Origin of the sequence: Zoogloea sp., from assembly GCF_030157465.1 — a bacterium.
Lineage (GTDB): Bacteria > Pseudomonadota > Gammaproteobacteria > Burkholderiales > Rhodocyclaceae > Zoogloea.
In genome coordinates, this window is the sequence record NZ_JAOAUU010000079.1 from 72667 (window position 1) to 99540 (window position 26874).

Genomic DNA, 26874 nt, shown 5'->3' on the forward strand with positions numbered 1-26874 from the left:
GTGCAGAATGGCCCAAAAGGGGAAAAACCATGAACACCTTGCGCATCTGCACCTACAACATCCACAAGGGTTTTTCCCAGTTCAACCGGCGCATGGTGATTCACGACCTGCGCGACCGCCTGCGCCTCTTGGGCGCCGACGTGGTTTTTCTGCAGGAAGTCCAGGGCCTGCACCTGCGCCACGCCCTGCGCCACGCCGACTGGCCCGTCCAGCCGCAGCATGAATTCCTCGCCCGCGACATGTGGCAGCAAACGGCCTACGGCGGCAACGCCATCTACGACCACGGCCACCACGGCAACGCCATCCTGAGTCGCCATCCCATCCTGTCCCAGGCCAACCAGGACATCTCCGACCACCGCTTCGAGAGCCGCGGGCTACTGCACTGCGAGATCAAGGTCACCGGTGTCGACCGCCCGGTGCATTGCGTCTGCGTGCACCTGGGCCTCACCGCCGGCAGCCGGCGCCGCCAGATGGCCGCGCTCGTCCAGCGCCTGGACGAACTCGCCCCCGACGGCGCCCCGCTGATCATCGCCGGCGACTTCAACGACTGGCGCAACCACGCCGACGACTGCCTCACCGAGCAGCTCGGCGTGCGCGAAGTCTTCGTGTCGCTACGCGGCCGGCCGGCGCGCAGTTTTCCGAGCACCCTGCCCGTGCTGCGCCTCGACCGCATCTACGTGCGCGGCTTTGCCGTCGACAAGGCCGAAGTCCACTACGGCCTGCCCTGGAGCCACATCTCCGACCACGCAGCCCTCACCACCCAGTTGCGCCCGGTGGCGCCCGCCGCAGGCCGATGACCATCACCTGGATGCGCGGCAACGCGCTGGACCTGCTCGAAAACGGTTGCGAGTTTTTCCCCGCCCTGCAGGCGGCCATCGACGCCGCCGAGGCCGAGATTTTTCTCGAAACCTACATTTTTGCCAACGACGAAACCGGCCACGGCATCGCTGCAGCCCTGCGCCGCGCCGCCGGCCGCGGCGTGACGGTGCGCCTGATGGTGGATGGATTCGGCGGACGCGATTTCGTCGCCGGCCTGATGGACGAGCTGGCCGCCGGCGGCGTCAACGTGCTGATTTACCGCCGCGAAGTCACCACGCTGTCGCTGCGCCGCCACCGCCTGCGCCGCCTGCACCGCAAGCTGGCGGTGATCGACGGCCGCGTCGCCTTCGTCGGCGGCATCAACATCACCAGCGATTTCGACGACCCCGCCCTCACGGCGCCGCGCCAGGACTACTCGGTGCGTGTCACCGGCCCGCTGCTGGGCCCCATCCACGGCAGCGTCACCCGCGTCTGGGAGCTCGTGTCCTGGGCCTCCTTTCGCAAACGCCGGCGCCTGCCCGCCAGCCCGCCGGTCTTTCCCGAGCCCCGTGGCGACGTCGAGGCCGCCTTCCTGATCCGTGACAACCTCCGCCACCGGCGCGAAATCGAAGACGCCTACCTCCTCGCCTTTGCCACCGCACGCCGCGAAATCGTGGTGGCCAACGCCTATTTCCTGCCCGGCCGGCGCTTCCGCCAGGCCTTGCTGAGCGCAGCCAAACGCGGCGTGCGCGTCACCCTGATGACCCAGGGCTGGACCGACCACCCATTGACCCAACGCGCCACCCGCGCCCTCTACGGGCAGTTTCTTGCCGGCGGCGTACGCATTTTTGAATATCACCGCAGCCAACTGCACGCCAAGGTGGCGGTGGTGGACGATATCTGGGCCACCGTCGGCTCCAGCAATATCGACCCCTTCAGCCTGCTCCTGGCCCGCGAAGCCAACCTCGTCGTGCGCGACGCCCGTTTCGCCGAAGACCTGCACCAACGCCTGGACCGGGCCATGGCCGACGGCGGCCGTGAAATCTCGGCCAACGGACGGGAACGCGGCTCGCGCCTGCAACGGGTTCTCAACTGGGCAGCCTACGGCCTCGTCCGCCTCCTGATCGGCATCGCCGGCTACGGCAACCGGCACTGACGCCGGGCCCGAACCTGCCGCGAAGCCTGCTCGCGGCGGATTCTGCCTTCCTTCATACTTTTGATTTTCGTCCCCGTGCCCGCCATGTATTCCGCCCCCGCCTTCGAAACCAAAATCTGCCCGCCCGACGAACTCGCCGCACGCGTCGCCACGCTGCCCCGTCCGCTGGTGTTCACCAACGGCTGCTTCGACATCCTGCACCGCGGCCACGTCACCTACCTCGGCCAGGCCCGCGCGCTCGGCGCAGCGATGGTCGTGGCGCTCAACAGCGACGCCTCGGTACGCCGCCAGGGCAAGGGCGACGACCGTCCGATCAACACCCTCGCCGACCGCCTCGCCGTGATGGCCGCGCTGGGCTGCGTCGACCTCGTCACCTGGTTCGACGAAGACACGCCCCTCAACACCATTCTTGCGTGCCAACCCGACGTACTCGTCAAGGGCGGCGACTGGGCGCCCGAGCGCATCGTCGGCGCGCCGGAAACCCTGGCCCGCGGCGGCAGCGTGCACTCCATCCCCTTCGAGCACCTGCGCTCCACCACCGCCCTGCTCGAAAAAATCCGCCGGCTGTAAAACGCGGGCCATCCATCTGCAAAGCTTCTTGTCCTGTTCAAAAATGAACAGTCGCTTGGCTTTCGTTAGTTCTAAAATCAACAAATACACGAAAGCCCAAAATGGGATGGAGAAACCGATGCGCATTGCAAACAACGTGGCCGAACTCGTCGGCAACACCCCGCTGGTCAAGCTCAACCGCCTGGCGCCCGCCAGCGGCGCCACCGTCGCCCTCAAGCTGGAATTCTTCAACCCGGCCCACAGCGTGAAGGACCGCATCGCCGTGGCCATGCTCGACGCGGCCGCGGCCGCCGGCAAGATCAAGCCCGACACCATCATTCTCGAGCCCACCTCCGGCAACACCGGCATCGGCCTGGCGATGGTCTGCGCGGCCCGCGGCTACAAGTGCGCCTTTGTGATGCCCGAAACCATGAGCCGCGAACGCAAGCTGCTGCTCAAGGCCTACGGCGCAGACCTGATCCTCACCCCCGGGCCCGAAGGCATGCCCGGCGCGATAAAGAAGGCCGATGAGCTGGCCGCCGCCGATTCCCGCTACTTCATTCCGCAGCAATTCGACAACCCCGCCAACCCGGCCATCCACCGGGCCACCACGGCCGAGGAAATCTGGGCCGACACCGACGGCCAGGTGGATATCTTCGTGGCCGGCGTCGGCACCGGCGGCACCGTCACCGGCGTGGGCGAAGCGCTCAAGGCCAAAAAGCCCGCCGTCAGGGTCGTCGCGGTCGAGCCGGCCGCCAGCCCCGTGCTGTCGGGTGGCAACCGTGGCCCGCACCCGATCCAGGGCATCGGCGCCGGCTTCGTGCCGGGCATCCTCAACACCGCCGTGTACGACGAAATTGTGCAGGTTCCCAACGACGCAGCCCTCGACACCGCCCGCAAGCTGGCAACCCAGGAAGGCCTGCTGGTCGGCATCTCGTCCGGCGCCGCGGTGTGGGCGGCACTGCAGGTGGCCGAAAGGCCCGAAAACGCCGGCAAGCTGATCGTCGTGATCATCCCGTCCTTCGGCGAGCGCTACCTGTCCACCGTGCTGTTCCAGCACTTGGAAGTTTAAAACCGCGCACAAATCTGCTGCGCGCCCGGGGCTGCACAGCGATACTGCCGCAGCACACGTCCGGCAGCCCTGCTGCTGGCCGCCCCGGGTCTGCCCGCCACGATTTCTTCACGGTTTTTTGAATTGAACTCCTTCGACTTCAACACCAGCCCCGATCGCGCCGGCACCGACAGCATCAAGTGGCGCCGCTACGCCGGCCGCGACGTGATCCCCATGTGGGTGGCCGACATGGATTTCGCCGCCCCGCCGGCAATCATCGACGCCCTTCACGCACGCATCGACCACCGCGTGTTCGGCTACGCCGATCCCTGGCCTTCGCTTGCCGAAGCGGTCATCGAAGGCATCGCCCGCGACCACGCCTGGCGCATCCAGCCCGAATGGCTGGTGTGGCTGCCCGGCGTCGTCACCGGCTTCAACGTCGCAGTACGCGCCGTTGGCCAGCCCGGAGACGGCGTCTTCACCGCCACGCCGGTCTATCCGCCCTTCCTGCACGCGGCGGCCAACTTCGATCAACGCCTCGTCACCGCGCCGCTGGCGCACAGCGGCACGCGCTGGGAATGGGACTGGCCCGCCACCGAGGCCGCGCTCCAGGACAAGGTGCGGCTGTTCATGCTGTGCAACCCGCACAACCCCGTCGGGCGCGTCTTCGAGCATGCCGAACTCAGCCGCATCGCCGAACTGGCCGAGCGCCACGATCTCATCATCTGCTCCGACGAAATCCACTGCGGCCTCGTCCTCGATCCGGCAAGGCCGCACATTCCGATCGCCACCCTCGACGAGGCCGTCGCCCGCCGCACCATCACGCTGATGGCGCCCTCCAAAACCTGGAACATCCCGGCCCTCTACTGCGCCTTCGCCATCATCCCCGACGCCGCGCTGCGCACCCGCTACAAGCGCGCGATGGCCGGCATCGTGCCCCATGTAAATGTGCTCGGCCTCACCGCCACCGAAATTGCCTACCGGGATTGCGGCCCCTGGCGCGAAGCCCTCCTCGACACCCTGCGCGCCAATGCGGCCCGGGTTTTCAAGGCCATCAATGCGCTGCCCGGCCTGTCCACCACGCCCGTCGAAGCCACTTACCTGGCCTGGATCGACTGTCGCGCGCTCATTGCCGAACGCGGCATTGCCAACGCCGCAGCGTTTTTTGAAGCCGCCGGGGTCGGCCTTTCCGACGGCAAGGACTTCGGCCTGCCAGGCTTCGTGCGGCTCAATTTCGGCTGTCCGCCGGCCCGCCTGGAGGAAGGTCTGGAACGCATTCGACGCGCCGTGATTTCATGATCTAGCGCAACAGATCCGGCATGCCGACGCGCATACTTCACGCGTTGGCTTCCCACCGCCGGAGGTTTTCGTGAGCGCACTCCCGTCAGACGAATCTGCCGCCCTCGACGGCATCCTGCAGCGACACCGGCACGATCCGACCCGCCTGCTGCAAATCCTCATCGACGCCCAGGACATCGCCGGCTGGCTACCGGCCCCGGTCCTGACCCGCATCGCGGCGGGGCTCGATATCCCCCGCGCCCGGGTCGAGGGCGTCGCCGGTTTCTACAGTTTTCTCTATACCCGCCCGGTGGGCCGCTACCGGGTGCTGTTCTCCGACAACATCACCGACCGCATGCTCGGCAACGCCGAACTGCTCGATGCCCTGTGCCGCAAGCTGTGGATCGAGCCCGGCAAGATGTCGGAAGACGGGCTGGTCAGCGTCACCACCACGTCGTGCACCGGATTGTGCGACCAGGGCCCGGCGATGCTGGTCAATGGCCAGGCCATCGGACAGCTCAACCACCGGCGGATCAACGAAATCGCCGAAATGATCCGCCAGCAGCGCCCGCTCGAGCTGTGGCCCGCCGAATTCTTCCAGGTGGACGACAACATCCGCCTCAAGGGCGCCCTGCTTGGCCTTGAAATGGCGCCGGGCGAGGCCCTCAAGGCGGCCATCGCCCGCGGTCCGGAAGGCTGGCTCGCCGAAATGCAGGCCTCCAACCTGCGCGGACGCGGCGGTGCGGGCTTTGCCACCGCCGTCAAATGGGCCAGCGCCCGCAACGCCCCCGGTGAATTGAAAGTCATCGTCTGCAACGCCGACGAAGGCGAGCCCGGCACGTTCAAGGATCGCGTCCTCCTGAACCGCTACGCCGACCTCGTCTTCGAAGGCATGAGCCTCGCCGCCTGGGCCGTGGGCGCCGGCGAAGGCTTTGTCTACCTGCGCGGCGAGTACCGCTACCTGCGCCCGCAACTTGAAGCCGTGCTGGCCTGCCGCCGCGAAGCCGGCCTGCTGGGCAAAAACATCCTCGGTCAGCCGGGTTTCGACTTCGACATCCAGATCCACCTCGGCGCCGGCGCCTATGTGTGCGGCGAAGAAAGCGCGCTCATCGAATCGCTCGAAGGCAAGCGCGGCACCCCGCGCATCCGCCCGCCCTTCCCCGTCATCAAGGGCTACCTGGGCCGGCCGACGGTCGTGAACAACGTCGAAACCCTGGCCAAGACCTGCCTCGTCGCCCTTCACGGCGGCGCAGACTTTGCCGCCACGGGCACCGCCCAGTCGGCCGGCACCAAGCTCATCTCCATTTCCGGCGACTGCGCCATGCCGGGCATCTACGAATACCCCTTCGGCGCCCAGATCAGCCGCATTCTCGAAGACTGCGGCGCCAGCGACACCCAGGCCATCCAGGTCGGCGGCGCCTCCGGCATCTGTCTTGCAAGCTACGAATTCCAGCGCCGCATCGCCTACGAAGACGTGCCCACCGCCGGCGCCTTCATGATTTTCGACGGCACCCGCGATCTTTTCGAAGTCGCCCGCGCCTTCATCCATTTCTTCGCCCACGAAAGTTGCGGTTTCTGCACCCCGTGCCGCGTCGGCACCTCGCTGCTCAAGGGTTTCATGGACAAGCTGGCCGACGGCCACGGCGCCAAGGCCGATCTCAACGACATCGACTGGATCGACCGCCTGCTCAAGAACGCCAGCCACTGCGGCCTCGGCAGCGCCTCGCCCAACCCGGTGATCGATACCCTGCAAAAATTCCGCCCGGCCTACGAGCGGCGGCTGGTGTCGCTGGATTTCGAGCCCGCCTTCGACCTCGACGCAGCCCTTGCCGAAGCCCGCCAGCTCACCGCCCGCAACGACCCCGGCGCCCATCTCAAGACCCACGAGGAGGAGGAAGAAAAATGACCAAGCAGTTTCTCCTCGACGGCCAGCCCGTGCCCTTCGAAGACGGACAAACCGTTCTCGAAGCCGCCCGCGCCGCCGGCCACTACATTCCCAGCCTGTGCTGGCACAAGGATTTTCCGCCCCACGGCAGCTGCAAGCTGTGCGTAGTGAAAGCGGCCGGGCGCCACGTCTCGGCCTGCGCCACGCCCGCCAAGGAAGGCTGGGAAGTGGAAAGCAACACCCCCGAGATCAACGGTGAGCGCCGCGGCCTGCTGCAAATGCTGCTCGTCGAGGGCAACCACTTCTGCCCCTCGTGCGAAAAAAGCGGCGACTGCGAACTCCAGGCCCTCGGCTACGAATACGAAGTGCTCACCCCGCGCTTCCGGCACTTCTTTCCCGACCGCCCGGTGGACGCCTCCCACCCCGACGTGCTGCTCGACTTCAACCGCTGCATCTTCTGCGAACTGTGCGTGCGCGCCAGCCGTGACATCGACGGCAAATCGGTCTTCGCCCTCACCGGCCGCGGCATCGACAAACACCTGGTCGTCAACGCCGAATCCGGCCGCCTCGCCGACACCGACTTTGCGAAGACCGACCGCGCCGCCAACATCTGCCCGGTCGGCGTGATCCTGCACAAAAGGGTCGGCTTCGCGGTGCCCATCGGCGAGCGCACTTTCGATCTCGCCACGATCAGCGAAAAAACGCTCAAGGAGGGTTCGTCATGAGCACGCTCCCCGCCCGCAAGCTGCGTGTGGCCACCGCCTCGCTGGCCGGCTGCTTCGGCTGCCACATGTCCTTTCTCGACATCGACGAGCACCTTTTCGAACTGGTGGACATCATCGAGTTCGACCGCTCGCCGCTCACCGACATCAAGGAAGTCGGCCCCTGCGACATCGGCATCATCGAAGGCGGCGTGTGCAACTCCGAAAACGTTCACGTGCTGCGCGAATTTCGCCGCAACTGCAAAACCCTGATTGCCCTTGGAGCCTGCGCGGTCAATGGCGGCCTGCCCGCCCAGCGCAACCACATTCCGCTCGCCGAGTGCCTGCGCGAGGTGTATCAGTTTCGCCCCGGCGTCGAAAACGGCCAGATTCCCAACGACCCGGAACTCCCGCTGCCGCTGGACAAGGTGCGGCCGATCCACGAAGTCGTGCGCATCGACTATTTCATTCCCGGCTGCCCGCCCTCCGGCCCGGCAATCTGGAAATTTCTCACCGACCTGATCGCCGGCCGCACGCCGCGGCTCACCGGCGGCCTGCTGCACTACGACTGAACTGAGGTTCCGCCATGAGCTTCGAACTGGAAACCGCCACCAACCGCGAGAGCCTGCGCCGGGTCGCCATCGATCCCGTCTCCCGCGTCGAAGGCCACGGCAAGGTCACCCTGCTGCTCGACGAGGCCGGCCACGTCAAGGAGGCGCGGCTGCACATTGTCGAATTCCGCGGCTTCGAAAAATTCATCCAGGGCCGGCCCTATTGGGAAGTGCCGGTGATGGTCCAGCGCCTGTGCGGCATCTGCCCGGTCAGCCACCACCTGGCCGCCGCCAAGGCCCTCGACCCCGTGGTGGGCGCGGTGCCCATCACCGCCACCGCCGAGAAAATCCGGCGCCTGATGCACTACGGCCAGATTCTCCAGTCCCACGCGCTGCACTTCTTCCACCTGTCGTCGCCCGATTTACTGTTTGGCTTCGAATCCCCGGTACAGCAGCGCAACATCGTTGGCGTGGCCGGTGCGTATCCGGAAGTGGCCAGACAGGGCGTGCTGCTGCGCAAGTTTGGCCAGGAAGTCATCCGCATCACCGCCGGCAAGCGTGTGCACGGCACCGGCGCGGTGCCCGGCGGCGTGAACAAATCCCTCACCCCGGCCGAACGCGACGAGCTGCTGCAGGACGCCGACCAGATGATCCAGTGGAGCCGCGACGCCGTGCATCTGGCGCGCCGCCTCCACGAAACAAACGGCTCGCTCTACGACGAATTCGGGCTGTTCCGCAGCCACCTCTTCAGCCTCGTGCGCGCCGACGGCGCGATGGATCTCTACGACGGCCACCTGCGCCTGCGCGACGCCCGCGGCCAGATCGTCCGCGACGATCTCGCCTGCGACGACTACGACAGCTTCATCCGTGAAGAGGTCAAATCGTGGAGCTACATGAAGTTCCCGTACATCACCGAACTCGGCCCCGCACGGGGCTGGTACAAGGTCGGCCCCCTGGCGCGGGTACAGAACTGCGACTTCATCCCCAGCACGCTCGCCGAAATCGAACGCCAGGCCTTCATCGCCCACGGCGACGGCGAGCCCATTCACGCCCCGCTGGCCTACCACTGGGCGCGCATGATCGAAATGCTCCACGCCGCCGAAGTCATCCGCAGCCTCCTCGACGACCCGGACATCCTCTCCGGAAACCGCATGGCCGAGGGCCCGCGCGGGCGTGAAGGCGTCGGCATCATCGAAGCGCCGCGCGGCACGCTGATCCACCATTACCGCGTCGGCGACGACGACCTCGTCAGCTACTGCAACCTGATCGTCTCCACCACCCACAACAATCAGGCCATGAACGAAGCCGTGCGCCAGGTCGCCCGCCGTTATTTGGACGGGCGCCAGCTCACCGAAGGCCTGCTGAACCACATCGAGGTGGCCATCCGCGCCTTCGACCCCTGCCTCTCCTGCGCCACCCATGCGCTCGGCAAGATGCCGCTGGCGGTCGAACTGCTCGATGCCGGCGGCGCGCTTCTCGACCACGCCTCAACTGGCGGCTGATTAATCATCATGACACTGGTGGTGTTTGCGGTTGGCAACCCGTCCCGGGGCGACGACGCCCTCGGGCCGCTTCTGATGGCCGGGCTGGAAGCGCAGGATCAACCGGGCGTGGTGCTGATCAGCGATTTCCAGCTGCAGATCGAACATGCGCTGGACCTCGACGGCTGCGACCTGGCCCTGTTCATCGATGCGGGTACCGGCACCCCGGCGCCCTTCGAATTCCGCGAAACCGCGCCGGCCCCGGGCAGGCCGGTCAGCTCGCACTCACTGGCGCCCGAAGCCGTGCTGAACGTGTTTGCCGACATCCGCGGCGTGCCTCCGCCGCCCGCCTTCGTGCTGTGCGTGCGGGGTGAGGATTTTGGCTTGGGAAAGGATTTGAGCGCCGCGGCCCGGCAGCATTTTGACGCCGCCGCAGCCCGGCTGGCGGCCTGCCTGGCCCGCCCCGACGCCACTTACTGGCGCCGGCTGACTGACGCCGACAGGCGCGTCATCACGACGTGATCAGCCAGCGCCGCTTGCCGTATTCGTTGAGAAAAAGGCTCATCGCATGGCCGGCGCCCTCGGGCAGGCCACCCGCGCTGCGCAGCTGCACCGCCAGCACCAGCAAACCCAGCCCCTTCACCACCAGCTCGCCACGTACCAGCACAAGACGGTCGCAGGGCATTGCGTGCCAGGCCGGCGACTGCACCTCGATGGGTATGTTCACGACACTGTTTCTGGACGCCAGCCAATCCCGGATCGGCTCCGCCAGGCCGGCGCTCGACAGCACCCGCTCCGACTCGCCGCAACGGGCAAAGCCGCCTGCCCAAACCAGCTCCTCCCTGAGGCATTCGCCATCGGGGGACACGAAGGCGATGGCAATCCGTTCCGCATCAAGGGCACGCAGCAGCTGCCGCAAGGCCCGCAGGCAGGCAAACCGGACGTCGTCCAGATGACGGACGAGCGCTGCACCGGCTATCGCAGCCTCGGAAACGGGATCACCCATGTACTCCAATCCCCCAAGTGGCCGCCCATCCGGCCTGCTTGCATGCGGTGACCACAAAGCCTGTTCTGTGCATGACATCGTTTGTCACCTGTGCCCTTGCAGCCTGCCGGACAAGGCCGGCACAGCAAAAAAGCAAAATGAAAAGGCAAAACGACGAAGTCACAAGAAATGTGACATTCGAACAAAATCTCGTATTGCCGGAAAAAGTAGACGATCGCGTTTTTCACACAATCCTGTGAATTAACGAAATTTTATAAATTAACCGGCAATACAAGCGTGCGCTATTGCGCAGGCCCGCTTGGCGCAGACGCCAACAAAGTCACACTGAATGACAATTCGATGCACCACAGCCCTCATGTGACAAGGGCCCACACGTGATGTGCGAGCCCTGGGGCAATGCGGATGGGGTGAGAGAGGCCGGCCGGCAGATGCGCCGCCGAGCTGTCAGGCCATGTTCAGGCAGTTCGCCCGCGGCGCTGCATGGCCATGATCTTGGCCTGCACGTAGCCCTTCAGCTCACGGAAGGGAACAGGCTTGCTGTAGAAGATGACATCGGGCGGCAGACCACCGTTCTCGAGGATTTCCTCCTCGGTCAGGCCGCTGACCACGACGATGTCGAGATCCTGCAACTGGGGGTCGGCACGCAAGCGGCGGATCATCTCGAACCCGTCGATACCCGGCATGCGCAAGTCGGTGATCAGCAGGTCGGGCGGCAGGCGCCCGATCTCCAGCAGGCCGTCGATACCGCTGAAAACCATGCGGACCTGCATCGGCAGCGCCCAGGACGACAGGGTGTGTTCGTAGAGCTTCTGGAGGATGCGATCGTCTTCGGCCACCAGCACCTGAAGGCTGTTGGCCTGCGGACGCGGCGTATTCTGCCCGCCACCGGCCATGGAACGGGCGCGGAACTCCTCGATGGAGCTGACCCGGATTCGCCGATGTCCCCCCGCAGTTTTCCAGCCCTCCAGCTGGCCGTTTTCGACCATTTGCTGGACGGTACCCAAAGACAGGCCCAGACGCTGGGCGGCTTCGGAAGTGCTGCAGTATTCCTTTTCAGGAGAGTCGGGCGTGACGGCCATGGATCAATCGGACAGAAAGAACAAAAGTTTCAATGATGGTAACAGCTTAGCCGGCAATGACGCGAAACCAAGTCATTGCATCCGCATAGAACAATTTCGTCAGAATAACCAATTTTGTCAAAAAGGCGGAACCAGGAACACCTTCGCGCGGAATCGGCACTTTAGTCAAATCCAGCCCCCAACGAGGGCGATCTGCGCGGATGACAGCCACATTTTCGATCAACAGCCCTCGCAAACCCCAAAAGGCTATCAGCCCCTTTTGGTTGAATCGCCCTCACCGCAAGGACGGCTCAAGCCCGCTAGTGTAACAGCTTGACGCCCCTTCAAAAGAACCGGCCATGACGCCGCCGGAGCGTCCCGCCCGCCGGGCGATGCCCGCGAAGCCTTGCAGGTGCCCATCGAAGCCGACGTCCCCCGGCGCTTTCTTGCGACAACGCGAAAGGCTCATGCCTGCAAGGCGGAGCGTATGCATTTGCATGCTTGTCAGCCCCCGGCGCCGTCGCCGGCAAAGGCCATGCCGGAGGTTACCGCGGCGGCTTCGGCGCGGTTTGCCACGGCGAGCTTGCGCAGCGCCTGCTGGACATGGCTCTTGACGGTGAGCGGGCTGAGCCCGAGCGCCAGGGCGATTTCCGTGTTGGTCTTGCCACTGCGAACACCTGCGAGCACCTGGCTCTGGCGGCGCGACAGAAGCACGGCCTTCTGCCCCGGCGTGTCCTCGTCGCGCAAACCGGCGAGCGCGAAATAAAGATGCGGCAGCAACAGCTCGGCCAGGTAGATCTCCCGCGACGCGGGCCTGGTGGCCATGCCCAGAAAGATGAAGGCACAGGCCCCTCGCCCCCCCGAGGCCTTGGTGCAATGCACCAGCGCATGCTGCCCGCCGGTCTTGTCCACCAGGGAAGCCAGCTGCGACGCGCCATCATGGGCGGTGTGCACATAGGGCCGACGCCCCTGGCGTGACCAGTTGAGGACGATTTCGGCGCGCAAGCCGGCCTTCGTCGCCCTCAGGAATGATTCGGTGTCGTCGCTGATGACGCCTCTCGAAAACACCTCCGGATGGCAAGCGTCGCCCGGCCCGTCCGGCAGAAAGACGAGGGTTTCGTGGGGCAGAAAACTCTGCAGCGCGCCCTGGGCCCACAGGTAGTAATCGCTGCGGCGCCGGATGCGTATGGCGCCATCGAGGGTGGCGGCCAGGCGCTCGAGTTCGTAGGCGTCGAAGCTGACGGCCTGCAGGGCAGTCACCGGGGCTCCTCGCGAAACAGCCAGTCCGCATAGCGGGCCTCGCCGGCAGCCCCCCCCACGCTGACCCAGGCCGGCAGGGCGGCGCTTCGCAAGGCCACACGGGTGGAGCGGCTGCGGATGCCCACGATCTGCTCGCCCTGGCGCTCGACGATCCAGTCGGCCTCGCCGGTCATCGGGTCGCGGTAGAGCCTGCGCAAGTGGCGCAGCACGAAGGGCTGGCGCGGGTCGAGCAGCAGATCCCGCAGCGCCCGCGGGCCTTCGCCCGATCCACCCCCGGCCCCCGGATCGGCCGCCCGATAGCGGCTGATCGCCCGCGCGAATTCACCGCCGATGAAAAGCAGCTCGGCCTCCCGCTCGCGCTGAGCCTGGGTGGCCCACAGCGTGCCGAAACGCGCCAGGCCCAGCCCCAGCGCGGCTACCGCGAAGAGCATCAGCAGGTAGGTGGCGCCGGCCTGGCGCTGCCGGCGCGTCATAGCTCGCCAAAGGCCTGGCCGTCGCGGGCCAGGCCCTGCGCGCTGCTGCGGATGTCCCAGACTCCGCTGAGCCGGGTATCCGGCGGCGCAAGCAGCGTCCAGCTGTCGCGGCGCCCGGTGAGCGGGTCGAGGGGCAGCGCGCGCAGGTAGCGGCGGCTGACCAGCTCGTCCAGATCCTGGGGATAGTGGCCGGTGTCGCCGTGAAACTTGTCGATCGCGTCGCGGGTTACCGCGAGGGTTTCCAGCAGGGCCGCTTCCCGGGCCCGTTCGAGATGCCCGAAATAGCGCGGCGCGGCGATGGACAACAGCAACGCGACAATGGCCATCACCACCAGCAGTTCGACCAGCGTGAAGCCTGGTGAGCGGGCGCGCGTCATCACCATTCCCGGTAGGGGATGCCGTTGAGCCCGGCGCCGGGCGCGCGGGAATACACGTCGAAGACATCCGCCCCCGCCGCCGGCGCATCGGGCGGGCTGGCGTAGCTGCGCAGCCCCCAGCTTGCGGCGGCGTCGAGGCTGGCGTCGGTGTTGAAGGGGTCGCGCGGGATGCGCCGCATCAGGTAGATGCGCGCCGCGCCGGGCGATTTGGCATCGGGCAGGCCTTTCACCAGGTCGTCGAGCCGGGGCGGATAGCCGCTGCCGTCTGCCGCGCGGGCGATACGCCCTTCGTCGGCATGACGCTTGTAGCTGTCGATGCCCTCGCGGAGCTGGCGCAGGGCCGTGCGCAACTCGCTCTCCCTGGCCCGCTGGGCGGTGAGCTGCATCACCGGCACCGCGATGGCCGCCAGCACGGCCACCACCGCCACGGTGACGATCATCTCGATCAGGGTGAAGCCACGCGATTTCATCCTAGAAGCGGCAGTTGAACGCGCCCGATGGTGCATTCGGGCGGGTGACTGACGCGAAGCCGTGGGCCCCCGGCAACACCGCTACGCGATGCTGCCGCCCCCCGAGGGGGCAGCAAGAAAGCTTGGGGCGGCCCGGCGCTTTCTTGCGACAACGCGGCAGGCTCATGCCTGCAAGGCGGAGCGACAAAGTCAGGCGCCCGGCCGGATGTGCCAGCGGGTGCGTAGCGTAGTCACCCAACGGGTGAGCGCCGAACGGAGGAAAAAGACCTGTCTTCATGCGGTCTTCCGGGATGAACGAAAGCGGTCAACTGCCGTTTTTAGGATCATGGTTCAGGGCACGATCCGCACGCTGGCCGGCGCAGGTAGCGGCAGCGGCTGCAGGTGCCCGCCGATCCGGGCCTGGGCCGAGAGCACGCCGAAACGCGTGGCCCCTGCTGCGCCGGCGCGAACCCGGAAGCGCGTGGCGATCTCGCCGGAAGCCTCCGCCGGCAATTGCAGCGCGAGGGCGTCGCCCCCCTCGCCCGGCTGATCAACGGGTTCGACGACCGTGGTGTCGTAGGCCAGCAGCAAAGGCCCGCCCTCCCCGACCGAACCCGCCACGGTGATCGTCACGGCAAAGGTTTCACCTGGTTTGACCTGGGCAGGAACATCGAAGCTCAGTTCCGGCACGCCCTCGTCGGCCACCGCGGAGGCCACTGCGGCCTGGGCAGGCGCCGGCAGGCTTGCGGCCGGTGCCGCGCCGCCGCTCACCCGACCGCCGCCCGGCACGGCCGTTGCCGGGCCGAGCACGAGGGGCGCGGCGCCCACCGATGCCTCGGTGCCCGCCGACTGGGTGGCGCTGGCCAGCGCCGGCTGAATCACGTTACGCACGACGCGCGGGGTGATCAGCAGCACGATCTCGGTCTTGTTGTCCACGTCACGCTGACTGCTGAACAGGCGCCCTATCCCCGGCAGCTCGCCGAGGCCCGGCAGGCGATTGGCCGAGTGGCGCTCCTCGTCGCTGATCAGCCCGGCGAGCACCTGGGTTTCGCCATCCTTGAGGCGCAGCGAGGTCGCGGCGCTGCGGGTGCCAACCTGATAGGCCAGGGAGCTGGACGGCCCGAGCACCTCCTTGACGATGCTGCTGACTTCGAGATTGATCCGGATGGCCACCTCGTCGTCCAGGTGCACCGAGGGCTCGACTTCCAGCTTGAGGCCCACGTCCAGGTAATTGACCGAGGCCGACACCCCCACGTTGGCCGTCGAGGTGGTGGTGAACACCGGCAGCTTCTCGCCGATGTGGATGCGCGCCTTGTCCCGGTTCTTCACCCGGATGCGGGGGTTGGCGAGAATGTTCGAGTTGCCGTCCTGATCCTTGAGGTTGAGCAACATGCCCGGGTTGGCGACAAAGGGCACCATCGCGCCGGTATTGCGCAGGTTGATGTTGCCCGGCAGCAGTTGCCCGCCGAGGTTCTGGGTGATGGTGGTGCCGGTGGGGGTGGTCACCGCGCTGGTCGTGCCGGGCTGCAGCAGGCCGTAGCCGATCTGCTCGGGAAAGCGCAGGCCGAGTTCGAGCAGCGTGTTGCGGCTGATCTCCATCACCTCCACTTCCAGCATCACCTCGGGCTCGGCCAGATCGAGGCTGGCGATCAGCCTTTCGGCAAGGCGTACCGCGTCGGCCGTATCCTTCATCACCAGCAGGTTGAGCTTTTCCTCGACGAACACATCCCGGGTTTTCACCATCTGCTTGATCATCGCCATGGCCTGCCTGGGGTCGGCGTTGGCCAGGTAAAAACTGCGGGTGACCAGATCCTGGTAGTCCTTCTGCTTGGCGGGCGTGTTGGGATAAATCAGGATGGAGTTTTCGTTGAGGAGCTTGCGGTCGAGCTGCTGGGTGAGCAGCAAGAGCTTGAGCACGTCGTCGATGCTGCTTTTGCGGATGAAGATCGACACCTTGAGATCCGGGCGAACGTCCTTGTCCATCACAAAATTGAGCCCCGACTCCCGGGCCAGCACTTCCAGCACGCTGCGCAGCGGCGCGTCGCGAAACTCCAGCGACACCGGCCTGGCGAGGGGCCCCTTGAGCGCGGCCGGCGCCGGGTCGCGCGCGGCGGCCCGCTCGTCCAGCCGCCGCATCACGGCGCGGGCAAGCGCATGGCCAGGCTCGCTGGCCAGCACGCTGCGGGCGGCCGCCTCGGCGCCAACAAAATCGCCCTTCGTCACAAGCCTGTCGGCCTCCTGGGCGGCGAGATTGCGCCGCTTCTGCGCGGCCACGATTTCCAGCCCGGCGATTACCCTCGGGTGGCGCGGGTCGTACTGGCGGGCCAGCGCCAGGGCCGCTTCGGCCTCCTCGAAGCGGCCTCCCGAGCGGGCCTGCTCCGCCACGGCCAGCTGGCGCACCGTGAGCATGTCGCGCTGGCGCAGGTAGTAAGTGCGCAGCTCCAGGTTGCGGGGGTCGGCGGCCACTTTGTCCTGCAGCCCGCGCAGGGCCGCCTCGGGGCTGCCGCTGGCGAAGGCATTGCGACTTTCCTCCAGGGCCCGGCTGCCCGCGCAGGCGGAAAGCAGCCCGATCAAGGCCAGGGCGGCCAGCAGCCGGATGCATCGCGGAAGAATCGTGGGGTTCATGGCAGCGCCCCGGTCAGGAGGCTTTGGGAGGCATTGAGGGGCAGGTAAATGAAGTCGACGCGGGCACGGCTGACCGCGCTCACCCGGTAGCGGCCATCCAGCACGTCGCCGGCCCGAACCAACCGGATTTCGTCCTGCCGGGCCAGAAAAACCGCCGGCGGACCACCGTCGTCCAGCATTCCGCTGTAACGGAAAGGCAGCGGCGGCGCGGTGGGCACCGCTGGCGGCTCGGGCGGTGGAGGCGGCACAAAGCTGCGCGGCGAAAAGAGATCGGGTCGATCCCCGCCGCGAGGTGGCGCCGCGGATTCACGGGCCAGCAGGGTCAGGCCGTCGAGATTGGGCGGCGCGGCCACGTCACGGCGCACGGCCTTGCGTGCGGCGCGCTGCGGCGCCGGCGCCCCTTCGTCGTCGAGGCCCGCCGCCCACCACGCGGCGGCGAGCGTCGCCACGAGGGCGCCGGCCAGCAGCGGTGAGCGCTTCACGCCGGGCGCCTCAGGAAGATCACGAAACGCACCCGCGCCTCGATGTCCGGCTTGCCGATGTCGGCCCGCCGAAAAGCCAGATCGTCGAGCGCCAGCTCCGGCATGCCGGCCCGCACGTCGTCCAGCCATTGCCGGATCGCCGGGTAGCTTGCGCGCACCGGCAGTTCAAGGCTGACCTGTTCAAGGGGCGTTCCGGCAACGGCCTGCACACGGTAATCGGCCTTGTCGGTCGGCACGCCGCGGGCCAGGGCGTGGCCGTGGAGACGCACCAGCAGCTCGGGAAGGCGCTCAGCCAGGGGCAGGCCGGCGTAAAAGGCGGCCAGCCGCTCGCGCTCCGACACCTCCGGCACGCGCCTGTGCTGACGCTGGGTTTTGGCGAGGCTGCGGGCCTCTCGGCGCAGCTGGTCCGCTTCGTCGGCCAGCGCCCGGTTGCCCGTCAGGTCGAAAGAAACCGCGAAGACGCACAGGCCGATGCCGAGCACCCCGGCCCAGCCGGCGGCATTGAGGGCGCGCAGGCCGGATTCGCGTAGTTCGGCCAGCATCGTCACCGGATCGCCTCCCAGCGGGCCTGGGCCGTGAAGCGGACCCCCTGCTGCGGGCCGTCCTGGCGGAATTCGTAGCCCGACAGGCGGGCCTCCCGCAGCATGCCGCCAGTCTCCAGGCGCTGCACGAAGGCGAAAGCCTCCGCCAGGTTGCGGGCTTCGCCGGCGAGCTTGAGCAGGCCCTTGGTGGCGTCCTGATCCACCTCCAGCAAGGCCACGCCCGGATCGTCGGCGGCCTGCTCGAGCAGCGACAGCAGCGCCAGCCCGTCGCGATTCAAGGCGTGGGCCACGGCCAGCGCGGGCTTGAGTTCTGCGTCAGTGAGCGGCACGCCCGGCCGGGCCTGAAGCGCCGCGCCGGCGTCCCCGTTGCGGCGCACCCGCGCCAGGGCATGGGTCTCCTCGGCGACGCGGGTTTCGAGCACATCGTATTCGTGCACCACGCCCGCCGAGGCGACGAGTCCGAACGCCAGCAGCAGCCAGCCCAGCGCACTCGGGCGGCGCAGACTGCCGGAAAAATCCAGGTTCGGGCGCGGCGGCGCACGGCGGGGCGTCACGGTGCGTCCTTCAGGCCGGCGCAGGTCCAGCCGGCCGGCAGCAGGTCGACGGATGGCGTGGCCCCGGCCAGGTGGAGCGTTCCGCCAGCGAACAGGTCTTCCACCGGAAGCGCCGGCAGCAGCGCCGACAGGCAGCGGGCCGCAGCACCTGCGTCGGCCGAATCGACCGGCTGGCTGCGGACGGCCCGCCACTGCCCGGCGCCCCACAGGCCCAGCGTGACCCGCCCGGCCTCGAGGCGCGCGAATGCGCCGTCCCCCCGAAAACCGGCGCAGTGGCGCCGATAATCGGCAACGAAGGCCGGCTCGATGGTGGCGATGCGCAGGCTCCGGGCGCGGGCCCAGGCCTTGAGTGCCAGCGGCAGGCCGGCGGGCAAGGCGGCGGCCAGGCTCGTCCGGCCAAACGCGTCCCGGTCGGCCAGGCTTGTCCAGGGGCCGTCGCCAAACACGCTCTGGAAGCGGTGATCGACGAAGGCCTGGCGCTCGGCCGCCTTGAGCCCCGCCGGCCAGTTAAGGCGCAGGTAACGGGCGTGCCGGTCGGCAACGGTGACATGCAATCCGGCCAAGCGCGGCAGGCCCGGCAGGCTGGCCAGGCTCGCGGCCCAGTCCGCCGCCAAGGGCATCTCCAGCGCTGCCTGCCGCCGGCGCACCAGGCGCAGGGCCTCCGGACCGATACGGAGCTGGATGCTTTCAGGCCACAAAAGTGACACGGTTCAACTCCTGCAAGGTGGTGAGGCCGTCGCGAACCAGCTTGAGCCCGGCCTCGCGAAGATTGACGAAGCCCCGCCGACGGGCGGCGTCCTTCAATTGGCGCAAGGGCACCCGGGCGATGATGAGATCGCGCAGCTCGTCGTTCAGCAGCAGCACCTCGGCGATGGCCTTGCGCCCCCGGTAGCCGGTGCCGCGGCAATGGCCGCAGCCTGCCCCGGCCCGAAAGCCGTAGCCGGCCGTGGCATCCGGCCCGCCGAGGCCCGATTCATCCAGCAGGGCCGTTTCGGGCGTGATGTCGCCGACACAGGCCGGGCAGTTCACGCGGATCAGGCGCTGGGCCACCACGCCGTTGAGGGCGGCCACCAGGTTGTAGGGATCGATCCCCATGTGCATGAAGCGGCCGATCACGTCGAAGACGTTGTTGGCGTGCACCGTGGTGAACACCAGATGGCCGGTGAGGGCCGCCTGGATGGCGATTTCGGCGGTTTCCGGGTCGCGGATTTCGCCGACCATGATCTTGTCCGGGTCGTGGCGCAGGATGGAGCGCAGGCCACGGGCAAAGCCGAGGCCCTTTTTTTCGTTGACCGGAATCTGCAGCACGCCGGCCAGCTGGTACTCCACCGGGTCTTCGATGGTGACGATCTTGTCGTGGCCCGTGTGGGTTTCGGAGAGCACCGCGTACAGGCTGGTGGTCTTGCCCGAGCCGGTCGGGCCGGTGACCAGCAACATGCCGTAGGGCTCGGCGGCCATGCGCCGCAACTGCGCGCGCGTCAGGGCGTCGAAACCCAGGGTCTCCAGGGACAGGCCGGCCATTTCGCGGGTCAGGTGCTCCTTGTCGAGGATCCGCAGCACGGCATCCTCGCCGTGAATGCTGGGCATGATGGAGACCCGGAAATCGATCGGTCGGCCGCCTGCCTGAACCTTGAAGCGCCCGTCCTGGGGCACCCGGCGCTCGGCGATGTCGAGCTCGGCCAGCACCTTGAGGCGCGAGATCGCCTGCTCGGCCATCTCGGCGCCCTGCACCCCGCCGGCCCGCGCCAGCACCCCGTCCACCCGGTACTTGATGACCAGCCCGCCCGGCACGCATTCCAGGTGGATGTCGCTGGCGCCCTGCTGGATGGCTTCATAGAGGGTCGAGTTCACCAGCTTGACCACCGGGCTGGCGTCGCCGGCAATGCGCCGGAGCGAGAGATCCTCCCCGTCGGCGGCGTGGGTTGCGCCATCGCGGGCGGTGAGCACCTCGGACACCACCCGGCGGGATTCCTCGTGGCGGGCCAGACAGGCCGCCAGGTCGTCCCGGCCGGCGAGCCGCAACGCCAGGGCTTCGCCAAGCGTGCCGCCCAGGCCGTCGAGCAGGTCGGCATCGAAGGGGTCGGCCAGCACGATCATCAGCCGGCCCGTGTCATCGCGACCGGCAAACACCTCCCGTCGCAGGGCCGTGTCGAAGGGAATCACCGCGAAATCCGGCGCGAGGGCAAAGAGTTCGGCGTGGGCGATGGGCGCCATGCCCAGGCTGGCGCCGAGCCGGGCCACAAAGCCGGCGGCCGGCACCCCGCGGGACAGCACGTCGATGCGCCGGACGCCTTCCAGACGCGCCTCGGCGTCGGCGGCGGCCAGTTCGGCCCGCGTAAAGGCTGCGCGGCTCACTGGATGCTCTCCGCCACCTGGAAGATCGGCAGGTACAGCATCACCAGAATCAGCCCTACCGCAACGGCGATCACCAGCATCAGGAGCGGCCCGGCCAGACGGGTCAGCACGTCGAGCCAGCGGGCGCTCTCGTCCTCGTGGAATTCGGCGGCGCGCTCCAGCATCTCGCCGAGATTGCCGGCCCGCTCCCCCACCGCGAGCATGCGCAAGGCGATGGGCGTGGCGATGCCATGGGCCTGAAGCGAGGCGGCAAAGCCCTGCCCCTCGCGCACGGCGGCAATCGTGCGGGCCAGCCCCGGGCGCAGGGCCGGCGACAACAGGCCGTCCACCATGCCCATCGCCGCAACGGCCGGAATGCCGCCCCGCAGCAGCATGCCCAGGGTGCGGTAAAGACGCGCCAGTTCGAAGAGACGCAAGCGCTCGCCGATCCGCGGCAGACGCCAGGCCAGGCGCAGGGCGGCGGCCCGGGTTTGCCGCCGGCGCAGAACCAGCACCAGGCCAGCCAGCGCCGCCAGCAGGCCCAATCCGACCGGGCCGCCGTGGGCCTGCATGAGCTGCCCCCAATCAAGGAGCAGGCGCGACATCCACGGCAGCTCGCCGCCCACGCTCTCGAAAACCTGGGCAAAACGCGGTACGACAAAAATGAGCAGAAAGAACATCACGGCCCCGCCCACGAGCAGCAGCAGGGCCGGATAGATGGCCGCCGCCACCAGCTTGCCGCGGATCGACTCCAGCTGGCGCTGATAGTCGATGTAGCGGGACAAGGCCTGCTCCAGATCGCTGGTGCGTTCGGCCGCGCGCACGCTTGCAACATAGAGCGGAGGGAAGACTTGCGGCTGCGCGTCGAGGGCCGTGGACAGGCTGCGCCCTTCGCGCAGCCCCTCGCCCAGCGCCGCCACAACGGCGTGCACCGCCGGCCGCGCTTCCTTCTCGGCCAGCGCCGCCAGCGCCTCGGCGAGGGGAATGCCGGCCTTGAGCAGGGCCACGAGTTCCTGGTTGAACAGCATCAGCGGAAAACGGGCCCGCGAAGCGGAACCACGCAGGGGCGTAACCGACATCACGCTCAGGCCCCGGTCGACGATGAGCTGCCGCGCAGCGGGCGCGTCCGCCGCGTCGACCTCGATCTCATTGACCGACGCAGCGGCCCCGAGCGCCCTGACCCGAAAGCGCATCGCCTACCAGTTGCCGATGTCGGCCGCTTCGCCCGTGCCACCGGGCTGGCCATCGCGGCCCAGCGAAAACAGGTCGAACTCGCCGTGCTCGCCGGGCTGAACGTACTGGTAGGGCTTGCCCCAGGGGTCTGCGGGCACGGCTTTTTTCAGGTAGGGGCCGGCCCAGCGGGGCGCATCGGCGGGCTTTTCATTAAGCGCCTTGAGGCCTTCTTCAGAGCCGGGATAGCGCCCCACGTCGAGACGGTACTGGTCGAGCGCCTTTTCCAGACCGTCGATCTGCGCCCGGGCGGCCTTGATCTCCGACTTGCCGATGTGGGCAAAGAACTTCGGGCCCACGTAGCCGGCCAGCAGGCCGATGATGGTCATCACGACCAGCAGCTCAAGGAGGGTGAAGCCCCGCGATCTCTGGCGCGAGATCGGGGCGAAAGGGTAGCAAGGTGGCAGCATCGCCGCGCAGACTATCCGCGCCCCGTGACAGGCATGTAACAAGACAAAGACGTTTAGGGTACAGACGGCCGGCGGCCGCGGAGAGCCCGGGAGTTGATTGCCGGAATATTCAGGCCTCTCCTCCATTCGGAGTAGCAGAACCCATTCCGGGGCCGTGCCCGCCGTAGCATGGCGTCAATAGAGTTTCGGGCTGACCTTGATTCCGGACACCTCCAATGCCCACTCCCCATCACATCGCGGCGGCCTTGTGCGCCGCCGGCCTCATGTCCGCCAGCGGATTCGCCTTCGCGGCGGGCGACGTCGTCATCAGCCAGATCTACGGCGGCAACGGCAACGCGTACAAATCGGACTACGTCGAGCTGTTCAACCGCAGCGCTTCGCCGATCAACGTGACCGGCTGGTCGGTGCAGTACGCCAGCGCCACCGGCACCGGCCATTTCAGCGCCAACGGCGTCACGGCCCTGTCGGGCACGCTGCAGCCCGGTCAATACCTGCTGGTCAAGCTGGCCACGGTGACCAACGGCAGCGAGCTGCCGACGCCGGAAGCAAGCGGCACGGCCACCAACCTGGCGGCGGCCAATGGCAAGGTGGTGCTGGTGGGCAGCAGCACCGGCCTGGCCTGCAACGGCGCCAGCACGCCCTGCTCCCCGGCCCAGAGCGCCCAGATCGTCGACCTTGTAGGTTACGGCACGGCCAATTTCGCGGAAGGTGCCGCCGCGCCGGCCGCCAGCAGCGCCACCGCGCTGTTCCGCGCCAATGCGGGCTGTACCGATAGCGACCAGAACGCTGCCGACTTCACGAGCGGTGCCCCGAGCCCCCGCAACGGCAGCAGCCCGCTCAACCAGTGCGGCGGTGCGCCCACGCCGGTCAATGCCCCGATCACCCCCACCTGCCCGCCGCTGCTGCTCCAGCAGGGCGCGGCCGGCAGCGTGCAGCTCACGGCCACCGACGTCGACAGCAGCGTGACCGGCGCCACCCTCGTCGGCGGCGCAGTGGCCGGGATCAGCCTCGGCCCGGTCAGCCCGGCCAGCGGCGACGGCGGCACCGCCAGCGTGCTGCTCCAGGCCACCGGCGCCATCGCGGCCGGCACCTACCCGGTCGGCGTTCAATTCACCAATAACGAGGCGCAGAGCGCCAGCTGCACCGTGGACGTGACCGTCGCCGCAGCGCTGGCGACAACGCCGATCGGCGCGATCCAGGGCACCGGCGGCGTCAGCCCGCGCGTCGGGGATTCCGTCGCGACCGGCGGTATCGTCACGGCGCTGACCAACAACGGCTTCTTCCTGCAGGATCCGGCCGGCGACGGCGACCCGGCCACCTCCGACGGCATCTACGTGTTCACCAGCACCGCGCCCACCGTGGTGGTGGGCCAGCGCATCAGCCTCAAGGGCACCGTCGCCGAGTTCAACGGCCAGACCCAGCTCACCGGCGCCAGCAGCATCAGCGTGCTTGCAAGCGGCGAAGCCTTGCCCCTGCCGGTGGACGTGGCCCTGCCGGAATCCGTGAATGGCGAGCTGGAGCGCTACGAGGGCATGGTGGTGCGCATCGTCAGCCCGATGACCGTCGCCCAAAACTACTTCCTGGGCCGCTACGGCCAGCTCACCCTGTCGGCCAACGGCCGCATCGAGAAGGCCACCAACCGCTTCCCGGCCGGCTCGCCGGAAGCCATCGCGCTGGCCGACGAGAACCAGCGCCGCCTGCTGGTGCTGGATGACCGCTCGTCCCGCCAGAATCCCAGCCCCGTTCCCTACCTTGGCGCCGGCAACACGGTGCGTGGCGGCGATACCGTCAATGGCAGCCTCGTCGGCGTGCTCGAGCACGGGGCGATCAACGCGGGCAGCCCGGCGGCCATCGACTACCGCCTGCACCCCATCGAGCCGGTGAGCTTCACGCGCAGCAACCCGCGCACCACCAGCCCGGCGGACGTGGGCGGCAACGTCAAGGTGGCCAGCTTCAATGTGCTGAACTATTTCAACGGTGACGGCGCAGGGGGCGGCTTTCCGACCTCCCGCGGCGCCACCGACGCGACCGAATTCCAGCGCCAGCGCGACAAGATCATCAACGCCATCAAGGCCCTCAACGCCGACGTGGTCGGCCTGATGGAAATCGAGAACGACGGCTACGGCAACCGCAGCGCCATCCAGGATCTGGTGAACGGCCTGAATGCCGCGCTGGGTGCCGGCACCTACGCCGTCGTACCCGACCCGGCCGCCGGCACCGGCAGCGACGAGATCAAGGTCGCGCTGATCTATAAGCCGTCCCGTGTCAGCCGCGTCGGCGCCTCGGTGTCCGATCCGGACGCCATCAACAGCCGCCCGCCGCTGGCCCAGACCTTCGCGGCCCTCAACGGCGAAAAGTTCTCGGTGATCGTCAACCACTTCAAATCCAAGGGCTGCGCGGACGCCACCGGCGCCGACCAGGACCAGAACGACGGCCAGGGCTGCTACAACGCGCGCCGCCTCCAGCAGGCAGGCCGCCTTGCCGGCTTCATCGAGCAGATCAAGGGCAGCGCCGGCGACGACGACGTGGTGGTCATTGGCGATCTGAACGCCTACGGCAAGGAAGATCCGATCAACGCGCTGACCGGCGCCGGCCTGATCAACCAGCTGGCCGAGCGTGAAGCCAACCCCTATTCCTACGTTTTCGACGGGGAAACCGGCTACCTTGACCACGCCCTCACCAGCGCGAGCCTGCACGCCCAGGTCGCGGGGGTCGGGCACTGGCACATCAACGCCGACGAGCCATCCTTCCTGGACTACAACCTGGAGTTCAAGCCGCAAGACCTCTACACCCCGGCGCCCTGGCGCTCCTCGGACCACGACCCCGTGATCGTCGGCCTGCAGCTGGTGAAGAAGCTGGACGGCAGCGCCGGCCGTGACACCCTGGTCGGCACCGCCGGCGATGACGTGATCAACGGCGGCGCCGGGGCGGACACCCTGACCGGTGGCGCCGGTGCCGACACCTTCGTCTATGGCAGCCTGCGCGAAGCAGGCGACACCATCACCGACTTCACCCCCGGCACCGATCGCATCGACCTGCGGGCCCTCTTCGCCAGCATCGGCTACTCCGGCAGCAACCCGGTTGCGGACGGCTACCTGAAGCTGGTTTCAAGCACCGCCGGCACCAGCGTGCAGATCGATGCCGACGGCAGCGCCGGCGCCGGCCTCGCCCGCCCCCTCGTCCTGCTCAAGGACGTGCCCCTGAACACCCTGAGCGTCAGCCGCGACTTCATCGTCGGCCGCCTGCTCGCACAATGAGTCCTTCATGATGAAACTGAACACAGTGCTTCCCGCCGCCACCCTCCTCGCGGCACTGCTCATCGCGCCGGCCCAGGCCGCCCCCATCGCCAATCTCACCGCCTGGGCCGCGATGGGCGACGTGCAGGTCTCAGCCCTCAGCGCGTCCCTCACAACGGCATCGCTGATTTACGAGGACGACTTTCCGGCCGCGGCCGGCACCTACAACATGTCGGGCGTGGGCGCCGCCGACGTGGGAATCCCCGCGGGCCTCGAAGAGTTCGTCGGCCTGCAGATCGGCGGCCTTGACCCCGATCCGGTCAATGGCGTCATGGCGCTGGAAGGCTCTGCACTCAAGCACGCCATCCAGGTTCAGGCCGGTGACACCCTGAGCTTCGACTGGGCCTTTTCAACCCGGGAAGGCCTGCCGACCGACCACAACGACTACGCCTTCATGGTCATCGACGATGTGCTGACCCTCCTCGGCGATGTCGCCAGCGCCTCCACCGGCGGCCGCTTCAGCCAGACCTTCGCGGCGGCGGGCACGGCACAGATCGCCTTCGGGATCGTCGACGTCCGCGACTACGGCGTCACCTCCCGGCTGAACATCGGCGCCTTCGATCTCACATACGCCCAGGCCGTCCCGGAACCGGAAACCCTCGCCCTGAGCCTGCGCCGTGCAAAAAGCTGAGCCCGGCATGCGGCCCCGCAGCGGGCGGCGGGAATAGTCTGGATCGATGCACTGTGAGTTCTCCGACGCCGCCGCCAAGGCGGCGTCGGTCCATCCGGGCCGCCCTTTTTCTGCAAGAGATCAGCCTGCCGGTCTTCCTGAATGCCGCTATACTCGCAGCCGTTTTATGCCCTTTGAGTTGAATTCATGTCGATCCCAAGCATCCGGCTGTTGTCCCGCGTGGCGGTACTGGCCTTCCTTTCCAGCCTGGCAGAAGCCCAATCCTTGCCCGCGCCCGCTCGAACTGTCTTCAAGTGCGAGGAAGGGGGCAGGATCGTCTACTCGGACTCGCCCTGCCTGGAGGCTAAAAAAATCGACGTGGAGCCGACCCGGGGTGTCAGCAGCTTGTCGGGCAAGGAGCGCGTTGGAAACGATGTTCAGCGGGAAGTGCGCCGGGAGCAGATGGCCGAGGCCGTACGCCCGCTCAGCGGCATGAACCCCAAACAGTACGAGGTATTCAGTCGCCGCATGAAGCTCACGTCAGCGGCGCAGCGGGAGTGCCAGCACCTGGACAGACAGATTCCTCCCCTTGAACAGACCGAGGCGCAGGCCAGCGGACAGGATTTTGCCGCGGCCCAGCGGCGCCTCTTCGGTCTGCGAAGCCGCTTCCGCGAGTTGGGTTGCTGACGACGACGGCGGCCTGAAAATCAAGGCCGCG

Annotated in this window: 28 protein-coding genes; 13 read left to right on the top strand and 15 right to left on the bottom strand. The window is 67.7% G+C overall.

The features are described 5' to 3' along the window. Positions 1–29 precede the first annotated feature (29 nt). The 10 genes from Q1W26_RS10525 to Q1W26_RS10570 all read left to right on the top strand — a co-directional run bounded on the left by Q1W26_RS10525 (position 30) and on the right by Q1W26_RS10570 (position 9972). Complete coding sequence (locus tag Q1W26_RS10525) at positions 30–797, top strand: endonuclease/exonuclease/phosphatase family protein (protein ID WP_300439530.1); 768 nt, start codon at positions 30–32, stop codon at positions 795–797. Continuing rightward, positions 794–1954: a cardiolipin synthase ClsB gene (gene clsB / locus Q1W26_RS10530; RefSeq protein WP_300439533.1), complete on the top strand. Its 1161-nt coding sequence runs from the start codon at positions 794–796 to the stop codon at positions 1952–1954. The genes Q1W26_RS10525 and clsB overlap by 4 nt, the downstream gene beginning before the upstream one ends. A gap of 84 nt (positions 1955–2038) precedes the next feature. Next, a complete protein-coding gene (locus Q1W26_RS10535; protein WP_300439536.1) occupies positions 2039–2524 on the top strand; it encodes an adenylyltransferase/cytidyltransferase family protein in 486 nt (161 codons plus the stop codon). 118 nt (positions 2525–2642) lie between these two features. After that, entirely contained in the window at positions 2643–3575 is a 933-nt protein-coding gene (cysK, locus tag Q1W26_RS10540) for a cysteine synthase A (RefSeq protein WP_300439539.1), read from the top strand. Between the two features lie 123 nt (positions 3576–3698). Continuing rightward, positions 3699–4853 carry a PatB family C-S lyase gene (locus Q1W26_RS10545; RefSeq protein WP_300439542.1) on the top strand — a complete coding sequence of 385 codons (1155 nt, stop codon included), beginning with the start codon at positions 3699–3701 and terminating at the stop codon, positions 4851–4853. A 70-nt stretch (positions 4854–4923) separates the two neighbouring features. Next, on the top strand, positions 4924–6738 hold the full coding sequence (locus Q1W26_RS10550; RefSeq protein WP_300439544.1) for an NAD(P)H-dependent oxidoreductase subunit E: 1815 nt from the start codon (positions 4924–4926) through the stop codon (positions 6736–6738). After that, a complete protein-coding gene (locus Q1W26_RS10555; RefSeq protein WP_300439547.1) occupies positions 6735–7442 on the top strand; it encodes a 2Fe-2S iron-sulfur cluster-binding protein in 708 nt (235 codons plus the stop codon). The genes Q1W26_RS10550 and Q1W26_RS10555 overlap by 4 nt, the downstream gene beginning before the upstream one ends. Continuing rightward, on the top strand, positions 7439–7990 hold the full coding sequence (locus Q1W26_RS10560) for an NADP oxidoreductase (protein WP_300439550.1): 552 nt from the start codon (positions 7439–7441) through the stop codon (positions 7988–7990). The genes Q1W26_RS10555 and Q1W26_RS10560 overlap by 4 nt, the downstream gene beginning before the upstream one ends. A gap of 14 nt (positions 7991–8004) precedes the next feature. Then, entirely contained in the window at positions 8005–9471 is a 1467-nt protein-coding gene (locus tag Q1W26_RS10565; protein WP_300439553.1) for a Ni/Fe hydrogenase subunit alpha, read from the top strand. 9 nt (positions 9472–9480) lie between these two features. Next, positions 9481–9972, top strand: a complete 492-nt coding sequence (locus Q1W26_RS10570) for a hydrogenase maturation protease (RefSeq protein ID WP_300439556.1) — start codon at positions 9481–9483, stop codon at positions 9970–9972. Here Q1W26_RS10570 and Q1W26_RS10575 read toward each other — a convergent pair. The 15 genes from Q1W26_RS10575 to gspG form a co-directional block, all read right to left on the bottom strand. Then, positions 9962–10456, bottom strand: coding sequence for a hypothetical protein (locus Q1W26_RS10575; RefSeq protein ID WP_300439559.1), 495 nt, complete (start codon positions 10454–10456; stop codon positions 9962–9964). The two genes, Q1W26_RS10570 and Q1W26_RS10575, sit on opposite strands and share 11 nt — an antisense overlap. 455 nt (positions 10457–10911) lie before the next feature. Then, entirely contained in the window at positions 10912–11535 is a 624-nt protein-coding gene (locus Q1W26_RS10580) for a response regulator (RefSeq protein ID WP_300439562.1), read from the bottom strand. Positions 11536–11581: 46 nt separating this feature from the next. Continuing rightward, on the bottom strand, positions 11582–11758 hold the full coding sequence (locus Q1W26_RS10585; RefSeq protein ID WP_300439565.1) for a hypothetical protein: 177 nt from the start codon (positions 11756–11758) through the stop codon (positions 11582–11584). Between the two features lie 260 nt (positions 11759–12018). Continuing rightward, positions 12019–12774: a LuxR C-terminal-related transcriptional regulator gene (locus Q1W26_RS10590; RefSeq protein ID WP_300439567.1), complete on the bottom strand. Its 756-nt coding sequence runs from the start codon at positions 12772–12774 to the stop codon at positions 12019–12021. Further along, complete coding sequence (locus Q1W26_RS10595) at positions 12771–13247, bottom strand: type II secretion system protein (RefSeq protein WP_300439569.1); 477 nt, start codon at positions 13245–13247, stop codon at positions 12771–12773. The genes Q1W26_RS10590 and Q1W26_RS10595 overlap by 4 nt, the downstream gene beginning before the upstream one ends. Continuing rightward, positions 13244–13624: a prepilin-type N-terminal cleavage/methylation domain-containing protein gene (locus Q1W26_RS10600; protein WP_366143664.1), complete on the bottom strand. Its 381-nt coding sequence runs from the start codon at positions 13622–13624 to the stop codon at positions 13244–13246. Before Q1W26_RS10600 ends, Q1W26_RS10595 begins: the two co-directional genes overlap by 4 nt. Then, positions 13624–14094: a type II secretion system protein gene (locus tag Q1W26_RS10605; RefSeq protein ID WP_300439574.1), complete on the bottom strand. Its 471-nt coding sequence runs from the start codon at positions 14092–14094 to the stop codon at positions 13624–13626. Before Q1W26_RS10605 ends, Q1W26_RS10600 begins: the two co-directional genes overlap by 1 nt. 330 nt (positions 14095–14424) lie before the next feature. After that, positions 14425–16698 carry a secretin N-terminal domain-containing protein gene (locus tag Q1W26_RS10610; protein WP_300439576.1) on the bottom strand — a complete coding sequence of 758 codons (2274 nt, stop codon included), beginning with the start codon at positions 16696–16698 and terminating at the stop codon, positions 14425–14427. Beyond that, the gene (locus tag Q1W26_RS10615; RefSeq protein ID WP_300439579.1) at positions 16695–17180 is read right to left on the bottom strand and encodes a hypothetical protein; all 486 of its coding nucleotides are present in this window, start codon (positions 17178–17180) and stop codon (positions 16695–16697) included. The genes Q1W26_RS10610 and Q1W26_RS10615 overlap by 4 nt, the downstream gene beginning before the upstream one ends. Next, positions 17177–17722, bottom strand: a complete 546-nt coding sequence (locus Q1W26_RS10620) for a GspMb/PilO family protein (RefSeq protein ID WP_300439581.1) — start codon at positions 17720–17722, stop codon at positions 17177–17179. The genes Q1W26_RS10615 and Q1W26_RS10620 overlap by 4 nt, the downstream gene beginning before the upstream one ends. 2 nt (positions 17723–17724) lie before the next feature. Then, positions 17725–18276 (bottom strand): hypothetical protein, encoded by a 552-nt coding sequence (locus tag Q1W26_RS10625; protein ID WP_300439584.1) that lies wholly within the window; start codon positions 18274–18276, stop codon positions 17725–17727. Further along, positions 18273–18983, bottom strand: a complete 711-nt coding sequence (locus Q1W26_RS10630; protein WP_300439586.1) for a hypothetical protein — start codon at positions 18981–18983, stop codon at positions 18273–18275. Before Q1W26_RS10630 ends, Q1W26_RS10625 begins: the two co-directional genes overlap by 4 nt. Then, positions 18964–20631, bottom strand: a complete 1668-nt coding sequence (locus tag Q1W26_RS10635; RefSeq protein ID WP_300439589.1) for a GspE/PulE family protein — start codon at positions 20629–20631, stop codon at positions 18964–18966. The genes Q1W26_RS10630 and Q1W26_RS10635 overlap by 20 nt, the downstream gene beginning before the upstream one ends. Beyond that, positions 20628–21803 carry a type II secretion system F family protein gene (locus tag Q1W26_RS10640; RefSeq protein WP_300439592.1) on the bottom strand — a complete coding sequence of 392 codons (1176 nt, stop codon included), beginning with the start codon at positions 21801–21803 and terminating at the stop codon, positions 20628–20630. The genes Q1W26_RS10635 and Q1W26_RS10640 overlap by 4 nt, the downstream gene beginning before the upstream one ends. Before the next feature lie 3 nt (positions 21804–21806). Further along, positions 21807–22250 (bottom strand): type II secretion system major pseudopilin GspG, encoded by a 444-nt coding sequence (gene gspG, locus Q1W26_RS10645; RefSeq protein WP_300439595.1) that lies wholly within the window; start codon positions 22248–22250, stop codon positions 21807–21809. 215 nt (positions 22251–22465) lie between these two features. On the opposite strand from gspG, the gene Q1W26_RS10650 reads away from it, so the two are divergent. From Q1W26_RS10650 to Q1W26_RS10660, 3 genes are all read left to right on the top strand, one after another. Beyond that, on the top strand, positions 22466–25507 hold the full coding sequence (locus Q1W26_RS10650) for an ExeM/NucH family extracellular endonuclease (RefSeq protein ID WP_300439597.1): 3042 nt from the start codon (positions 22466–22468) through the stop codon (positions 25505–25507). 7 nt (positions 25508–25514) lie between these two features. Continuing rightward, positions 25515–26177, top strand: coding sequence for a hypothetical protein (locus Q1W26_RS10655; protein WP_300439600.1), 663 nt, complete (start codon positions 25515–25517; stop codon positions 26175–26177). A gap of 186 nt (positions 26178–26363) precedes the next feature. Continuing rightward, a complete protein-coding gene (locus tag Q1W26_RS10660) occupies positions 26364–26843 on the top strand; it encodes a hypothetical protein (RefSeq protein WP_300439602.1) in 480 nt (159 codons plus the stop codon). Positions 26844–26874 lie beyond the last annotated feature (31 nt).

Excerpts from the sequence above, each read along its gene's own strand:
- Q1W26_RS10525 (WP_300439530.1), top strand. The coding sequence starts at position 30 with ATGAACACCTTGCGCATCTGCACCTACAACATCCACAAGGGTTTTTCC.
- clsB (WP_300439533.1), top strand. The coding sequence starts at position 794 with ATGACCATCACCTGGATGCGCGGCAACGCGCTGGACCTGCTCGAAAAC.
- Q1W26_RS10535 (WP_300439536.1), top strand. The coding sequence starts at position 2,039 with ATGTATTCCGCCCCCGCCTTCGAAACCAAAATCTGCCCGCCCGACGAA.
- cysK (WP_300439539.1), top strand. The coding sequence starts at position 2,643 with ATGCGCATTGCAAACAACGTGGCCGAACTCGTCGGCAACACCCCGCTG.
- Q1W26_RS10555 (WP_300439547.1), top strand. The coding sequence starts at position 6,735 with ATGACCAAGCAGTTTCTCCTCGACGGCCAGCCCGTGCCCTTCGAAGAC.
- Q1W26_RS10560 (WP_300439550.1), top strand. The coding sequence starts at position 7,439 with ATGAGCACGCTCCCCGCCCGCAAGCTGCGTGTGGCCACCGCCTCGCTG.
- Q1W26_RS10565 (WP_300439553.1), top strand. The coding sequence starts at position 8,005 with ATGAGCTTCGAACTGGAAACCGCCACCAACCGCGAGAGCCTGCGCCGG.
- Q1W26_RS10570 (WP_300439556.1), top strand. The coding sequence starts at position 9,481 with ATGACACTGGTGGTGTTTGCGGTTGGCAACCCGTCCCGGGGCGACGAC.
- Q1W26_RS10575 (WP_300439559.1), bottom strand. The coding sequence starts at position 10,456 with ATGGGTGATCCCGTTTCCGAGGCTGCGATAGCCGGTGCAGCGCTCGTC.
- Q1W26_RS10580 (WP_300439562.1), bottom strand. The coding sequence starts at position 11,535 with ATGGCCGTCACGCCCGACTCTCCTGAAAAGGAATACTGCAGCACTTCC.
- Q1W26_RS10595 (WP_300439569.1), bottom strand. The coding sequence starts at position 13,247 with ATGACGCGCCGGCAGCGCCAGGCCGGCGCCACCTACCTGCTGATGCTC.
- Q1W26_RS10600 (WP_366143664.1), bottom strand. The coding sequence starts at position 13,624 with ATGACGCGCGCCCGCTCACCAGGCTTCACGCTGGTCGAACTGCTGGTG.
- Q1W26_RS10605 (WP_300439574.1), bottom strand. The coding sequence starts at position 14,094 with ATGAAATCGCGTGGCTTCACCCTGATCGAGATGATCGTCACCGTGGCG.
- Q1W26_RS10610 (WP_300439576.1), bottom strand. The coding sequence starts at position 16,698 with ATGAACCCCACGATTCTTCCGCGATGCATCCGGCTGCTGGCCGCCCTG.
- Q1W26_RS10620 (WP_300439581.1), bottom strand. The coding sequence starts at position 17,722 with ATGCTGGCCGAACTACGCGAATCCGGCCTGCGCGCCCTCAATGCCGCC.
- Q1W26_RS10640 (WP_300439592.1), bottom strand. The coding sequence starts at position 21,803 with ATGCGCTTTCGGGTCAGGGCGCTCGGGGCCGCTGCGTCGGTCAATGAG.
- gspG (WP_300439595.1), bottom strand. The coding sequence starts at position 22,250 with ATGCTGCCACCTTGCTACCCTTTCGCCCCGATCTCGCGCCAGAGATCG.
- Q1W26_RS10650 (WP_300439597.1), top strand. The coding sequence starts at position 22,466 with ATGCCCACTCCCCATCACATCGCGGCGGCCTTGTGCGCCGCCGGCCTC.
- Q1W26_RS10655 (WP_300439600.1), top strand. The coding sequence starts at position 25,515 with ATGATGAAACTGAACACAGTGCTTCCCGCCGCCACCCTCCTCGCGGCA.
- Q1W26_RS10660 (WP_300439602.1), top strand. The coding sequence starts at position 26,364 with ATGTCGATCCCAAGCATCCGGCTGTTGTCCCGCGTGGCGGTACTGGCC.